This is a genomic window from Paenibacillus sp. SAFN-054 (assembly GCF_051966755.1).
Classification (GTDB): Bacteria; Bacillota; Bacilli; order Paenibacillales; family Paenibacillaceae; genus Paenibacillus_AQ.
On sequence record NZ_JBQCKS010000001.1, the window covers coordinates 1,380,388 to 1,395,224 of the forward strand.

At 51.8% G+C, this 14,837-nt stretch carries 13 protein-coding genes; 3 read left to right on the forward strand and 10 right to left on the reverse strand.

Translation table 11 applies throughout. The features are described 5' to 3' along the window. Positions 1 to 16: 16 nt before the first annotated feature. The 4 genes from deoB to ACTHPM_RS06490 form a co-directional block, all read right to left on the reverse strand. Positions 17 to 1,201 carry a phosphopentomutase gene (gene deoB, locus ACTHPM_RS06475; RefSeq protein ID WP_440395365.1) on the reverse strand — a complete coding sequence of 395 codons (1,185 nt, stop codon included), beginning with the start codon at positions 1,199 to 1,201 and terminating at the stop codon, positions 17 to 19. Positions 1,202 to 1,241: 40 nt separating this feature from the next. Further along, positions 1,242 to 2,420, reverse strand: coding sequence for a NupC/NupG family nucleoside CNT transporter (locus ACTHPM_RS06480; protein WP_440394376.1), 1,179 nt, complete (start codon positions 2,418 to 2,420; stop codon positions 1,242 to 1,244). 124 nt (positions 2,421 to 2,544) lie between these two features. Continuing rightward, a complete protein-coding gene (gene deoC / locus ACTHPM_RS06485; RefSeq protein WP_440394377.1) occupies positions 2,545 to 3,216 on the reverse strand; it encodes a deoxyribose-phosphate aldolase in 672 nt (223 codons plus the stop codon). Between the two features lie 256 nt (positions 3,217 to 3,472). After that, complete coding sequence (locus tag ACTHPM_RS06490) at positions 3,473 to 4,408, reverse strand: sugar-binding transcriptional regulator (protein ID WP_440394378.1); 936 nt, start codon at positions 4,406 to 4,408, stop codon at positions 3,473 to 3,475. A gap of 261 nt (positions 4,409 to 4,669) precedes the next feature. On the opposite strand from ACTHPM_RS06490, the gene coaA reads away from it, so the two are divergent. Beyond that, a complete protein-coding gene (gene coaA / locus ACTHPM_RS06495) occupies positions 4,670 to 5,593 on the forward strand; it encodes a type I pantothenate kinase (protein WP_440394379.1) in 924 nt (307 codons plus the stop codon). Positions 5,594 to 5,631: 38 nt separating this feature from the next. On the opposite strand, the gene ACTHPM_RS06500 is transcribed toward coaA, so the two are convergent. The 5 genes from ACTHPM_RS06500 to ACTHPM_RS06520 form a co-directional block, all read right to left on the reverse strand. Next, the gene (locus ACTHPM_RS06500; protein ID WP_440394380.1) at positions 5,632 to 7,731 is read right to left on the reverse strand and encodes an MMPL family transporter; all 2,100 of its coding nucleotides are present in this window, start codon (positions 7,729 to 7,731) and stop codon (positions 5,632 to 5,634) included. Positions 7,732 to 7,733: 2 nt separating this feature from the next. Then, on the reverse strand, positions 7,734 to 8,894 hold the full coding sequence (locus ACTHPM_RS06505) for an NAD(P)/FAD-dependent oxidoreductase (RefSeq protein WP_440394381.1): 1,161 nt from the start codon (positions 8,892 to 8,894) through the stop codon (positions 7,734 to 7,736). A 32-nt stretch (positions 8,895 to 8,926) separates the two neighbouring features. After that, on the reverse strand, positions 8,927 to 9,649 hold the full coding sequence (locus ACTHPM_RS06510) for an SAM-dependent methyltransferase (protein ID WP_440394382.1): 723 nt from the start codon (positions 9,647 to 9,649) through the stop codon (positions 8,927 to 8,929). Then, positions 9,642 to 10,802 (reverse strand): type III polyketide synthase, encoded by a 1,161-nt coding sequence (locus tag ACTHPM_RS06515; protein WP_440394383.1) that lies wholly within the window; start codon positions 10,800 to 10,802, stop codon positions 9,642 to 9,644. Before ACTHPM_RS06515 ends, ACTHPM_RS06510 begins: the two co-directional genes overlap by 8 nt. A 134-nt stretch (positions 10,803 to 10,936) precedes the next feature. Beyond that, entirely contained in the window at positions 10,937 to 12,634 is a 1,698-nt protein-coding gene (locus tag ACTHPM_RS06520; RefSeq protein WP_440395366.1) for a M3 family oligoendopeptidase, read from the reverse strand. 429 nt (positions 12,635 to 13,063) lie between these two features. Between ACTHPM_RS06520 and ACTHPM_RS06525 the strand changes: the two genes are divergently transcribed. After that, on the forward strand, positions 13,064 to 13,303 hold the full coding sequence (locus ACTHPM_RS06525; protein ID WP_440394385.1) for a helix-turn-helix domain-containing protein: 240 nt from the start codon (positions 13,064 to 13,066) through the stop codon (positions 13,301 to 13,303). A gap of 23 nt (positions 13,304 to 13,326) precedes the next feature. After that, a complete protein-coding gene (def, locus tag ACTHPM_RS06530) occupies positions 13,327 to 13,848 on the forward strand; it encodes a peptide deformylase (protein WP_440394386.1) in 522 nt (173 codons plus the stop codon). A gap of 50 nt (positions 13,849 to 13,898) precedes the next feature. Here def and ACTHPM_RS06535 read toward each other — a convergent pair whose 3' ends face one another. Then, positions 13,899 to 14,807 (reverse strand): aldo/keto reductase, encoded by a 909-nt coding sequence (locus ACTHPM_RS06535; RefSeq protein ID WP_440394387.1) that lies wholly within the window; start codon positions 14,805 to 14,807, stop codon positions 13,899 to 13,901. Between the last annotated feature and the right edge of the window lie 30 nt (positions 14,808 to 14,837).

The following is a 14,837-nucleotide window of genomic DNA, read 5'->3' on the forward strand; positions in this document are numbered from 1 at the left end:
AGGTTGATGATAGGTTTTATTTCAAGTCGTTAAGGAAGCTTGTGCCGTATTCAGGCATTTTCACGCCGAAGTTATCGGCTACCGTTGCGCCAAGGTCAGCGAACGTATTGCGAAGCGCCAGCTCGCTGCCGCCCTTCTTGAAGCGTGGAGAATAGACGAGAAGCGGCACGTATTCACGGGTATGGTCGGTTCCGCGATACGTCGGGTCGTTACCGTGATCTGCGGTGATGATCAGAAGATCCTCATCCGTCATTTTTGCGAACACCTCCGGCAGACGCGCATCATAATCTTCCAGTGCCTGCGCATATCCCTGCGGGTCGCGGCGATGACCGTACAAAGCGTCAAAGTCAACCAGGTTGAGGAAGCTGAGACCGGTAAAGTCCTCGTCCATGGTGGAGATCAATTTGTCCATGCCGTCCATGTTGGATGCGGTACGGATCGCTTTGGTGACCCCTTCCCCATCATAAATATCGGAAATTTTGCCGATGGCGATCACGTCGAAGTCCGCATCCTTCAGCTCGCTCATTACCGTGCGGTTGAAAGGCTTCAGGGCGTAGTCATGACGATTCGGCGTGCGTTTGAAAGCCCCTGGCTCACCGACATAAGGGCGGGCAATAATACGTCCCAGCATGTACGGATCTTCCAGCGTGATTTCTCGGCAGAATTCGCAAATTTCATACAGCTCTTTCAGAGGAATGACATCCTCATGAGCTGCAATCTGCAGCACGGAGTCTGCAGACGTGTAGACGATCAGCGCTCCGGTCTTCATCTGCTCTTCGCCCAGCTCATCCAGGATTTCCGTTCCGCTTGCCGGCTTGTTGCCGATCACCTTGCGTCCGGTCTTTTCCTCGATGCGCTGAATCAGCTCGTCAGGGAATCCGTCCGGGAACACGCGGAATGGCGTATCGATGTAGAGGCCCATGATTTCCCAGTGGCCCGTCATCGTATCCTTACCTGCGGATTTCTCCTGCATCTTGGTGTAGTATGCCATCGGCTGAGCCGCCTTCTCGATCCCTTGGATTTCGCGGATGTTGGAAAGTCCCAGCTTGCCCATGTTCGGCATCTTCAGACCTCCGCGCTCTCTTGCGATATGTCCGAATGTATCCACATCAAAATCATCAAACTGAGCGGCATCGGGAGCTTCACCGATACCGACCGAGTCCATCACTATCAAGTGCACACGTTTAAATTCTGCCATTATTTATCACTCCTCCGTTTAGAGTATAACTCATGCTATGCGATTATAGAAACAGGCCGGCGAGCGTTGCGGACAACACGCTGACAAGCGTAGCGCCATAAAGCAGCTTGAGTCCGAAACGGGCAACCACGTTCCCCTGCTTCTCATGCAAACCTTTGACGGCACCGGCGATAATGCCGATGGAGGAGAAGTTCGCGAAAGACACGAGGAAGATCGACACGATTCCTGTCGCACGCGCAGACAAAGCCATTTTGCCAAGATCCAGCATGGCCACAAATTCGTTGGATACCATTTTGGTAGCCATGATGCTGCCTGCATCGACGGCTTCCTTCCATGGCACGCCCATAACGAATGCAAACGGCGCGAAGACGTAACCGAGAAGTTCCTGGAACGAAATACCGAAGATACCGTTGAAGATGCCATTGATCATCGCGATCAACGCAACGAAGCCGATCAGCATGGCCGCAACCGTGATTGCTACCTTGAAGCCGTCCATGATGTACTCGCCGAGCATCTCGAAGAAAGACTGCTTCTCCTGCTCTTCCTGAACCTCCAGCTTATCCTCTTCGGGAGTCACTTTGTAAGGGTTCAGGATCGAAGAAATAATGAAGCCGCCGAACAGGTTCAGTACCAATGCCGTTACGACGTACTTCGGATCGATCATGGTCATGTAAGCGCCGACGATCGACATCGACACGGTGGACATGGCGGAAGCACAAAGCGTGTACAAACGGTGCTTCGGCAGCTGCCCGATTTGTTTCTTTACGGAAATGAACACTTCGGATTGACCCAGGATCGCGGAGGCCACGGCGTTGTATGATTCCAGTTTACCCATGCCGTTGACTTTGCTGAGAACCAATCCAATGAAACGAATGATAATCGGAAGAACCTTGATGTACTGCAGAATCCCGATCAAAGCTGAAATGAAGATAATCGGCAGCAGCACGTTCAGGAAGAACGGAGCCTGCCCTTCGTTCGCAATGCCGCCAAAGACGAAATTAATGCCTTCGGACGCATACGTAAGCAAATTGTTAAATACATCGGAAAATCCCTTGATCAGAACGGTACCGACAACCGTATTCAGGAGAAAATACGCCAGAATAAGCTGCAGGACAATCATTACGATAATCGGGCGATAACGAATACCGCGCTTGTTGTTGCTGGCCACAAAAGACAGTGCAAACACGACGAGTAATCCTAATATCGCAATCAAAAATTTCATGGCTGTCTCCCCAGTTGTATTGTTTTGAAAAGCATTCATGAAGCGCTTCCACGGCTTTCATAGAAAAGCGGAAACTACGAATATGAGTCTCCCGCTTTTGCTGCCGTTTCAGCGCTTCTTATGATTAGTAAGAAGCCGTAGATTGGCCGCCTTCCATAATCTTGACTCCAGAGCTGGCTCCGATTCTTGTTGCTCCTGCTTCGATCATGGCATTCATGTCTTCCAGGCTGCGCACGCCGCCGGAAGCTTTAACGCCGACATTCGGACCAACCGTTTGACGCATCAGGCGAACGTCTTCAGGTGTTGCCCCGCCAGTGGAGAATCCGGTAGACGTTTTCACGAAGTCGGCACCGGCTTGAACCGACAAACGGCTTGCGCGTTCCTTTTCTTCGTCCGTCAACAGGCAAGTTTCAATAATGACTTTCACGAGCGCTTTTCCTTTAGCGGCTTCAACTACTGCTTTAATGTCATTTTCCACCACATCGTCCTGCTTGTCTTTCAAAGCACCGATGTTAATGACCATATCCACCTCAGTTGCGCCATTGGCAATCGCGTCTTTGACTTCAAATGCTTTCACAGCGGAAGTCGTCGCTCCCAGAGGAAAACCGATAACAGTACATACCTTAACTTTGGTGCCGTTCAATTGTTCAGCAGCGTATTTCACCCAAGTTGGGTTCACGCAAACAGAAGCAAACTCGTATTTTTTTGCTTCTTCCGTCAATTTGGCAATTTCACTTTTCGTTGCATCTGCACGCAGCAGCGTATGATCGATCATACCCGCAAGATTTGTCATCATGTCATCTCCTTCGATATTCGGTTACCCTTTATTTATCCAATTTCAATGAATTGAAAAGGTTTACGCGTAGAACGAACGCAAGCATTGTCGAGCTTCACATCATTCTATTTCGCTTTGCAGAAATATCATATCACTCGCTTGAACATATGTAAACACGGTTATGAAATTATGTTCATGAACGATTTGTGAAGCATCGCTCCGGCTATTTTGCACAAAAAAAATCTGCCATATGTGCCTATGACAGATTTTTCTATATTTAAGAAAGCAAGGCCTGCGCCGTAAATTGATCGGTAACGAGGATATTCGCATATTTGCCTGCAAGCGCAGCCTGAATGGCTTCGACCTTACGCTGCCCGCCGGCCACAAGAATGGATTTCTCTTTCTTGCGAAGCTCGTACAGGTCGATCCCTACCGTTCTGTTGTTAATCTCCTCGCTGCAAATGTTCCCGTCCTTATCGAAGAATCTCGAGCAAATATCTCCCGCCCCGTTCTTCTTCAGAAGCTTCTGCTCAGCCTCGTTGAAGTAACCCAGCCGGAACAGCAGCGCGTCCTCCTTCACAGTACCTACCGTGAACACCGCAATGTTGGCCTGTTTTCCGAGTTCGATGATCCGGTTGATGTGCCTGTCCTCTTCCACGATGCGTTTAAGCGCGATATTGTCGAAAATGACGGGCAGCGGCAGGTACCTGGCGACCGTCTGATAAGCTTCTGCGAATAAATTGACGGTATCCGCAGCATACGTATTGACATGAGAATGGCTGACGCCGCCTTTCAGCTGGACGACTTCTACACCTTTGACGCTCTTCGGCTGCAGCTGCATGGCAACCGCATGCATCGTCGTCCCCCAAGTCACGCCTATAATATCTTTATCCTGTATCGTCTCGTACAGGTAATCCGCCGTCAGCTTCGTAATATGCTTCTTGATTTCTTCATACGTGTTCAGCGGCGAATAACATACCAGTACCGTATCCAGTCCGAATTTTTGCTGCAGCTCCCGCGAGAGCACATCCAAATCTTGGTGAGGATCCACGATGTCAATCCTGACATAGCCCTGTTCCTTGGCGAATTGCAGCAATCTGGATACCGTCGGCCGGGAAACGCCAAGCCGCGCGGCGATATCCTGCTGACTGTAATCCGACTGGTAATAGAGTCTGGCCGCTTCAATCGATAATCTTTGCTTTTCAATGTCCATCTACTTTTTTCACCCGTCTCTATGTCTATAATCGGTACTCTTGATGTTAAACATTTCAAGGAACGATTGCCGTTTTCCTGCCGCCTAGCAATCTGTGCTTTTTCCGGCGCGCTTTATTTGATAAGATAGTAACTGCGGAATTTTCCGTTCCTGATCAGTATATAACATAAACGAATGCAGAAAACTCCTATTTCCGGTATTTTATCAAAAACCTGCCGTTTTGCAGCAGGTTATCAGCCCAGGATAGAAAGCGAGCCTATCATGAACAATACATATTCTCCATATTTTGAATTCGACAGAACCGCCTGGGCCTTGTCCCGCGACCTCCCCTCCTTGTCCTTATCAGAAGAAGAATTCGAGAAGCTCAAGGGACTCAACGAAAAGATCGCGATCGAGGAGGTGACGAAGGTCTATCTCCCTCTTGCCCGCCTGCTTCATTTGTACGTCACTGCCTACCAGCAGCTGCAAGCCAAGATGAATTGCTTTCTCAGTGTGCCCGCCCCCAAGGCCCCGTTTGTCATTGGAATCGCGGGCAGCGTAGCCGTCGGCAAAAGCACGACCGCCAGACTGCTGCAGAATCTGTTATCACGCTGGAAAGAGCATGCCAAGGTCGATCTCGTCACCACAGACGGCTTTTTGTATCCGAACCGGGTGCTGGAAGCGAAGGGCATCATGAACAAGAAGGGATTCCCTGAGAGCTACGACATTAACAAGCTCATGCACTTCATCAGCAGCATCAAATCAGGAGAGCCTGCACTTGAAGTGCCTGTGTACTCCCACCTGGCCTACGACATCCTGGATGATCAGACCTTAATCGTGGATCAGCCGGACATCTTGATTGTCGAAGGCATCAACGTACTGCAGGTCAATACGCAGGAGCCGTTCTTCGTCAGCGACTTCTTCGACTTCTCCATCTACATCGATGCCGATGAAGAGGATATCCGGGACTGGTATATCGAACGGTACCAAATGCTTCGCGACACGGCGTTTCAAGACCCGCGCTCGTATTTCCACAAATACGCATCCCTTACGGAAGCGGAGGCCATTGAAACTGCATCGACTATATGGAGGGATATCAATGCCCGTAACCTCCACGAAAACATCATGCCGACCAAGGAGCGCGCCAAGCTGATCATCAAAAAAGGCGCCAACCATATGATCGAGCAAGTGCTGCTTAGAAAATAAATATTCTTATATAAGGAGGCCCGCGACTGGTCGACGGCTTAGCGGCTCGAACGAAGCCAGCGCGGACCCCACCAATTGTAACGCCCCAGAAGCTTCATCAGCGACGGGACCAACAGTAGACGGATCAGTGTAGCATCGATGAATACGGCTGCTGCGATTCCAACCCCCAATTGCCTGACGCCTTCAACCTCTCCAAAAGCAAACGGCAGCGTGACGGCAATCATGATCGCCGCTGCGGAAGAGATCAGCTTTCCGGTGGAAGCCATGCCTTCCCGAATGGCCGTCTCCGGATTTCCGCTTTCTTCATAGGCTTCCGACATACGTGACAGCAAAAACACCCCATAATCCATGCTAACGCCAAACACGAGTCCGAACACAAACACGGGAATCATAACCGCAATGCGCCCGGGTTCCATCCCGAAGATTCCGGTTTGAAATACGAGCACAAGCACCCCGAATGAAGCTGTAATGCTCAGCAAGTTCATGATGATTGCCTTGATAGGGATCAAAATGGATCGAAATGCAATTAACAAAACGACAAAATTGGTCAATACGATAAAAATGATCATTTCGGGCAGGGCATTCGCTACCGAGTCCTTTATTTCCTGCCTAAACTTCGCTTCACCTCCCAGCAAAACGTCAAGCCCCGTCCGGCCTGCAGCCTTTTCCGTGCTTCGCAGCCATTCGTCCACTTCCTCCGATTCCAATGGTCCATTTAATGTCACGGTAAAGACGGCCATATCATCCGCTTCTCCTTGCTTCCGGGCCCGCTCGGGCATGAAGGGCGTCTTTACGCTGAGGACTAGAGGTTCACTCTTCAACTCGCTTAACCACGTATAAATCTTCGTCCGTTCACCTTCCGAAAAGGAATCGTTCACAGAACGGATTACCAGCCAAATGTCCGAAGTGCCTTTTTGCCGAAAATGAGTTTTAAGCGTTTCATCAGCTTGTCTGGACTCATATCCGATGGGCAGCGAGCCTGCATCCGGGACCGATGTGGCGAGCCCGAAAGCAGGGATGAGCATCGCTAATAACCATACCACTGCCGCCATGAACATGCGGAAGGGTCTGCGAATGACCCTCTCCGCCCAGGTAGACCACAACAAGTAACTGGATGTAGGGTATAAACTTTTTCTTTCCTTCGCCTGCAGCCAGGGAGCAGTCAACCGCAGTATGGCGGGCACCAGACTCAAGCTGACCACGGTCGCCAGTGAGACGACAACGATGGACGACAGCGCGGAGGTCACGAACATGGGCATGGGGATAAACGCTACAGCGACGAGCCCGCAGATCACGCAGGCAGCCGAGTAAAAGACCGCTCGTCCCGAAGTCAACAGGGTTGTTCGAACAGCGGTGTCCGCATGGCCTTGCTTGATTTCTTCCTTAAAGCGGCTCGTGAGGATAAATGCGAAATCCAGACTTAACGCAAGTCCGGTCATCGGAATCACATTGAGAATAAAATTGGATAACTCCAGTTCATATGCCCTGCCGATCACCGCCATGATCCCCATTGAAGCCGATACGGTGACAAGCCCTGTCAGAACCGGAATAAGCGCGTAGAGTATTCCGCCGAATGCGATCCACAGGATGAGAAAAGCCACCGGGATTCCGATTCGTTCCACCCGTTTAAAATCCTGCATGCTTGCCCGGTTCACATCCTCTTGAACGATGCCTTTTCCGGTCAATTGGATCGAAACGCTTGGGGATACTGGAAGCAGACTGCGAATGTGCCTGATTGCGGATGCCTGTCCCTCGGAAGATTGTTCGACTTCAACAACCGCATAAGCGGCATTCGCGGATTTCAGATTTGGATGCTTCAGAGGGGAAAGCACGAACTGTAAGCCCTTGACGTCTGACATTCTCTTCAAGGTATCGGAGATCACTTTATCAAATTCGTTCCCGCTCGTGGCATCATTTCGTTCAAAAACGACCCATATCGGTTCTTCCGGTATGCCGGCCCGTTCCTCAAGCAGCTGCTGCACGACAATCGAAGATCCTTCCGGTTTTAAACCCGGACCGCTTACGATGGAGGGCAGCCCTGATGAAAAGGAGCCGAAAATAATAAAAAACGCCGTCCAGCATGCCACAATCACACCCGGATGGCGGTTAATCCAAAAAGCCAGCAATCGGTAGCCCATCATTATTCTTCCCCTTGAAAAAACGGCATCTTTCCGTTCAACCGGGTGGATTGAACCATCCATCCGCCAAGCCGCGGAAATATCTTGGTCCCCGCCGTCCACAAGCGGGGTAGGATTGGCATGCTTGCAGCTGTATGGAGCACTCGTCCCCATCTCAAAATAGAGGCATACTCGGCGTTCACCGCCTGGCTGTAGAATTGTTCCCACGCCTCCATGCTTATCTCGCCGCGAAGAAAGAGATCTCCATAACGGGCGCAAATCCGGGCCGTACGGAGCGCGGCCGACATGCCGTCGCCAAACAAAGGCGGGATCATCGCACATGCATCCCCGATATGCGGGATGTCACTCCAGCCTTGCGGACGATCCGACAAATAAACGGGGGCCGAAGAAACCTGCGAACCCGGGAGAAGCGTTCCCTTCCGAAGCCTTTCCCCCAGCTTCCCGTTCTCTGCTGCGGCCGCGATCAGCAGCTCGTAAATGGACCCTCCGCGCCCCTTAGCCTGATCCAGCGGAAGCAGTCCTGCCACATTCACCAAACCGTTCTCGATCGGAGCCAGACCAACATACCCGCCCCGCGTAAAGTAAAGCTCTACCGTGCGATCAAGATCGACTCCCGACAAATGGGCTTTCAATCCGATGTATGCTCGCTTGCCCCGAGTAGCTTCAGACTTAGGTTTACCGGTAAGTTCCATACGCGGACGGGCTCCCCAAGCTGCATAGGCGGTTCGGGAATGCAGTATTTCGGAAGCCCCCTTTGAGCGGGCTGTGATCCGGAAGTTTTGAGGCTCGGCAGAAATGCTCGTGACGGCCGTCCCGGTCTGAACTTTAACGCCTGCTGCTTCCGCAGCCTCCAGCAAGATGTCGTCCATAGCCCATCGGCTCAAGCCCCATGCCGGTCTATCCAGATTCGCTTCCACGACGCCACCATGCCTGAAAACAAGACGGGTGCATTCAATCGATCCGGGATTCAGAGCCTCCAGCCGGTCATGCACACCGATTTCCTTGAATATGTCGCGGGTTTCCGGTGACAGAAATTCTCCGCAGGCTTTATGCCTGGGAAATATCTGCCGATCCAGCAATATTGTTTCCCAGCCAAGTGCTGCGAGACGGATCGCCAAGCTGCTACCGGCCAGTCCGCCCCCGATCACTACCGCATCAGGCATACGGATACCTCCTTCCCCCGCTTAATACGCGGTTAATCCCCTTTTCTGGAAATCACCACGCTATAACGGAACAGCGGCTTCCAAGCATAATCAAGATCATAACTCCCATGCTGAGCCAACGCTTGTCTCAGCTTGATCCAATCACCTGACGTAAACCCTTTGGCAACGGAGAGCGGCCCGTCATGGCGAATATAACGGTTCGTCGATATCAGATGAGCCGTCAGCCATACAGCCGACCAGGAGATCCAGTGGCGGTGAATGTCACTGATGATGACTCCGTACCGCGAGCTATTCAGCATCTGGCAAGTCACCTGCGAAAGCTGCTCATCCGGAAAATGATGAAGGAATTGAGAGGATATCACCATGTCGGCAGCCTTCTCCCCGATGTCGAACACATTCCGTTTGACGGCCGTCACCCTGGGTTCATTCTTGAATATTCCCCGCGCTTCCATGCAAGCCTCCTCGGTCATATCCACCAAGGTAATCTGCATGTTGATTCCCGTCCGGTCTGCCCAGCGAAGAATATGCTTGTTGATTTCACCCGACCCGGCTCCGATATCCATCAGATGCAGGTCTGCCGGGCATCCGGATTGCAGCCATAATTGGTGAATGCCGCTTACCAGCGGGCCTGCGGCACCGAATATCCGGTTAAGCCTGCGGAGATGCCGAAGCGCTACCGTCAATTCCTCTCCGCCTGAGCTGAAGTCGTCCATGTATTCTTCTTTCACCGCCCGCCGGCTCAGCTGGCTAAACATAAGCAGCTTCGTGTCCTGCAGAGAGCGGTTCTTGGACCCTGTGCGTGTAAGAGAAGCAGAGCAGCTCCGCCGTCAGCCCCGGACCGAATGCAAGGGATACGCCTTCTGCTTGCCCGATCCCCCGCTGCATCAGATCGTCCCTCATTCGCTTCCATACGAATAATATCGTTGCCGACGATAAATTTCCGAAGTGCTGCAAAATATCACGGCTGTATGAAACTTGTGCATCGTCAAGACCAAATATGTCCTGTACGGAGTCCACGATTCCCCTGCCTCCGGGATGGATTGCCCAAAGAGAAGGGAGCGCATCTTCTGCCAGGAGCCGGTTGACCTCTTCGCCCAGAAACGTCCGGAGCAGCTTGGGGATGGCTGGCGATAAATACAAGTCAAATCCATGATCGCCGACCTTCCATATCATTTCGGATTCCGAATCGGGAACAAGTACCGAGTTCCCCTCTCCGAGCTGAATGACATCCCGCTGCCCTGGCGACAACGGGCTGACGATGCAGGCGGAAGCTCCGTCACCGAAAAAGGATGCGCCGAACAGATTCTCCTTGGAGGTCGGAGGCTGAAAATGGATCGTGCACAGCTCGACGCATACGACGAGTACCTGGGAGGCAGCGCTGCTCTCGGCAATGCTTTTAGCCAACTGCACTCCCTTCAGTCCCGCGCTGCAGCCCTGGAACGTAAGCGGAATACGCTGAATTCGCGGTGAAAGATGCAATTCCTTTGTTAATAGGGTGTCTAAGCCGGGTAGAAATTGACCTGTACAACTAACCGTAATCAAATGCGTGATCCCAGAGGGGGCGAGGCCTGCATCCTCCATCGCTTCCCTTGCCGCCCGTGCTGCGAGAGGCACAGATTCCCTCTGATACACCTCCATTCGCTCGGAAGTCGAAGGGACTTCTCGGTCTTCTTGGCCTGGCAAGTAACGGCAGACGCCTGCTGGCAGCAACAAGTCAGGCTCGCAGGTATACCTGGTATCGACGCCGCACTGCCGGAATATTCTTCGGGCCCAGCGCATGATATCTGAATCCTTTTGACAAGATTCCTCGATTCTTTGAAATACGTCGCCCTGCACCAGCTTATATGACGGTATGCTTGTTCCGATTCCGGTGATGCCTGCTTTTCCCCGAAACTTTGAATCCTTCATCCGCTTGCTGCACCTCCCTTGACCGATTCCGTAAAACCATCGTGAGACAAGTCTATTCGGAAGGCTGGGCAATTATTCGATAACATAGAAAAAACGCCTGCCCTTTCGAAGAAGGACAAGCGTTGTCTTATGAATTACAGTTTTGAATCGTCCACTTGATTCAGCCAGCCTTCGATCTCTCCAATGACCGAAGCCACGCAGCCGTCTTCGAATGGAGACTTCAGCCCCGCGTATTGGGCGAGGCCTGTGAAAGACTTGCTGCCTCCGGCCTGGCACAGCTTCAAATAGTCTGCCCATGCGGATTTCCAGTCTTCGTTCATGCGCTTCCAGAACTGGAATGCGCACAACTGGGCCAGCGTGTAGTCGATGTAATAGAATGGCGATTGGAAAATATGCCCCTGCTTCTGCCAGAAGCCTCCGCGCTCCAGGTAATCATTCTCCCCATGGTCACGGTGAGGCAAATATTTCTTCTCGATGTCGCGCCAAGCCTTCTTGCGCTCCGCCGGAGTCGCTTCCGGATTCTCGTACACGAAATGCTGGAACTCGTCAACGGAAACGCCGTAAGGTACGAACAGCAGCGCGCTGCTCAGATGGTCGAATTTATATTTGTCCGTATCTTCCTCGAAGAAGAGATTCATCCACGGCCAGGTGAAGAACTCCATGCTCATCGAATGTATCTCCGCGGATTCATACGTTGGCCAGTGATATTCCGGGATGTCGAAATGACGGCTGGAATATACCTGGAACGCATGACCCGCTTCGTGCGTCAGCACGTCGATATCGCCGGAGGTGCCGTTAAAGTTCGAGAAGATAAACGGAGCTCCGTATTTGCTGATGAACGTGCAGTATCCACCGCCCTGTTTCCCTTTTTTGCTCACCAGATCCATCAGGCCGTTATCGACCATGAACGTGAAGAATTCATTCATCTCAGGAGCCAGTTCGGAATACATTTTGATCCCGCGTTCCAAGATCCAGTCCGGGTCGCCCTTAGGTACGGCATTGCCGGATTTGAAGCTGAAGTTTTCATCGTAAAAGTACAGCTTGTCGACGCCGATCCGGGCGCGCTGTCTTTCTTTGAGCTTCGTGGCGGCAGGAACGATATGTTCGAGAACCTGTTTGCGGAAATTGGCGACCATGTCGGCATTATAATCCGTGCGGTTCATCCGCGCATACGCGAGTTCGACGAAATTTTTGTATCCAAGCTTTTGGGCCATGCGGGTACGCGTTTTGACGAGATCGTCGTAAATGCGGTCAAAGTCCGCTTCATGCTCGGCCATGAACTGGTATCTGGCTTCGGCGGCTCTCTTACGCAGGTCACGGTCCGTCGACAGCTCGAACGGCGTCAGCTGGGTCAGCGTGCGCTCTTCTCCCTCAAACGGGATTTTTGCAGAGGCGATCAGCTGGGTATATTCGGTAGCCAGCTTATTTTCCTGCTGCAGGTCTTCGATAATCTCCGGACTGAAGGCTTTCAAAGCCATTTCCGCCAGCAGGAATATCTGCTTGCCCCACTTTGCTTCCAGCTCGGATCTGAACTTCGAATGGACCAGCGCGCGGTAATAATCGGTTATGTATTCCTGGTATACCGGACGAACCTCGTCCATGTAGTCTTGTTCAGCTTTATAATAAGCATCATTGGTATCGACGGAATGACGGATGGTCACGATCTCGCCCATGGATTCGACTTCGCTGCGAAGATGGTTGATTTCGGCCATCACCTTCTCCTGGTCGGAAAGCTGTTCTGCAGACTCGAATTGCTGCACAAGCTGTTGGAATTGTTCCTTAACCTTCTGGATATCCGGACGCTCATACGTGTATTCGCTGAATTTCATGATATGGCACTTCCTTTCATAACTAAGATCATGCCTATTATACATGGAGAGGGGAAGAATATTCTACCGCCGTTCAAAAAAATTTAACGTTTATTTTATTCGAACGATTAAGCCGCCATCCAAAGGATGATCACTGCAGCAATCTGAATGCAAAAAAATAGGCCAAGCATGAAAAGTACGGCCATCGCCGTCCATTTTCCTACATCCATCCTCATCTTTTTCCATGAACCCCCTGGCATCTGTCCAACCTCCATCATCATACATTAATTACCATTAAAAGCTATGTGCTCCTTATCGTCAAATTCTCCTTTTTCGTCAAATTATGGTTTGTCTTTCGCCTTGGCCTCGGATATAGTTAGGTAGTACATAAATTGTTTAGGCAGCACCTAATATTGTAGGCGAATACCTTAACAGAAAGGTGGCATGACTTGAATGCTGGTCTGGATGCTGAGGCAGGTCATGGCAGAAAAAAACATATGGACGGGAGCTCAGCTTGCCCGTTTATTAAAGGAAAAGGCAGGCTATGAGCTCTCCCCGCCTTCGGTCAGCGCCCTACTGCGCGGCCAGCCCAAACAAATGAAGGCCGAAACGTTGGATGCACTTTGCACCGCGCTTGAATGTACTCCAAGCGATCTGTGGGTTCACACCCCTTCCCGAATACCAGGCGCATAAAATGAGATCAGGAGGCATGACAAGTGGCAGAGAAAGAAATTCTTCCTTTTGGTGATCCGGTGCTCCGCAAAAAAGCGAAGCCCGTTGATGAGCTGACCCCCAAGATGCTGCGAATATTGGATGATATGGCCGAAACGCTTTATGCAGAGCCCGGCCGCGCCGGGCTCGCTGCACCCCAGATCGGCATTTTGCGCCGACTGATCGTGATGGACTGTGGCGAAGGGTTGATTGAACTGATCAACCCGGTGATCTTGAGCTTGAAAGGTGAGCAAACCGGCCCGGAGGCCTGCCTCTCCTATCCGGGTTATACCGGCATCGTAAAGCGTGCCAATGAAGTAAGAATATCGACGCTCACACGAACCGGCGAAACGGTCTACCTGGAAGCTCAGGCCTACCTGGCCCGCTGCATTCAGCATGAAATCGATCATCTGAACGGCATTTTATTCATTGATCATGTTCAAGAAGGCCAGCTGTACCGGGATCAAACCAGACAGAAGGCTGATCTTATGGAAGCTCTCCGGCTGTCGAGAAACCTTCGTTCCTGAAGAAAACCGCCCCGCTGCTGCGGGACGGTTTTCTTCTACTCGCTATTGTTTTATCGATGTACTTTGTAAACATTCGGACGACTGATAGAGCGGATCCATTCCAGTTCTGCTGGCTCCAGCGCGGGCGATGCTGCGGCTTCAACATTATGAACCAGCTGCTCCAGCGAGCTGGCTCCCGGAATTGCTGCGGCAACGGCCGGATGCGACAGGGAATACCGGATCGCGGTTTGCGCCATGCTGCGATCCTCGCGATGCAAAGACGCTAACTTCTCCCGAATCTCCTGCAGCTCATCGGCTGCATAATCCAGATATCCCTTATCCACCTTCCGGGCTCCCGATTCCGCCAGCACGCCGGAAGCTACCGGCCCGCGTGCAATGACGCTGATCCCCTTATCCGCAAGCAGCGGAAGAACTTCCTCTTCCGGCCTGCGATCCAGGATGCTGTATTGGCTCATCACCGACACGATATTCGATCGCTTAACGTACTCGCGGATGACGTTCGGCCGGATCGAAGATATGCCGTAATAGCGGATGAGTCCTTCCTGCTTCAGTTCCTCGAACGCCTCGATCGTTTCGTCAATCGGATCATCCAGTGTCCCGCCATGTAGCTGATACAAATCAATATAATCGGTTTGGAGACGCTTCAGGCTCTCTCGGACAGCCGCTTTGATATGCTTTTTGGAGGGATCCCAGCTTAGGCCTTCCTGCCCGGAAATGCGGCGATTGCCTACCTTCGTCGCTATTACGACCTCATGGCGCCGCCCTTTTACCGCTTTGCCTACAAGCTCTTCATTCCGCCCGGCGTCATAAATATCCGCCGTATCCAGAAACTGAATGCCCCGTTCCAAGGCTTCATGCACGAGCCGTACCGCTGCCTGTTCCTCCGTCCCCAGCGACATGCAGCCAAGTCCGATTTCGCTGACTTGCAAATCGGACGATCCCAATCGATTCCTTCTCATCTTCATGCTCCTCTCCGCAATTACGTTTCA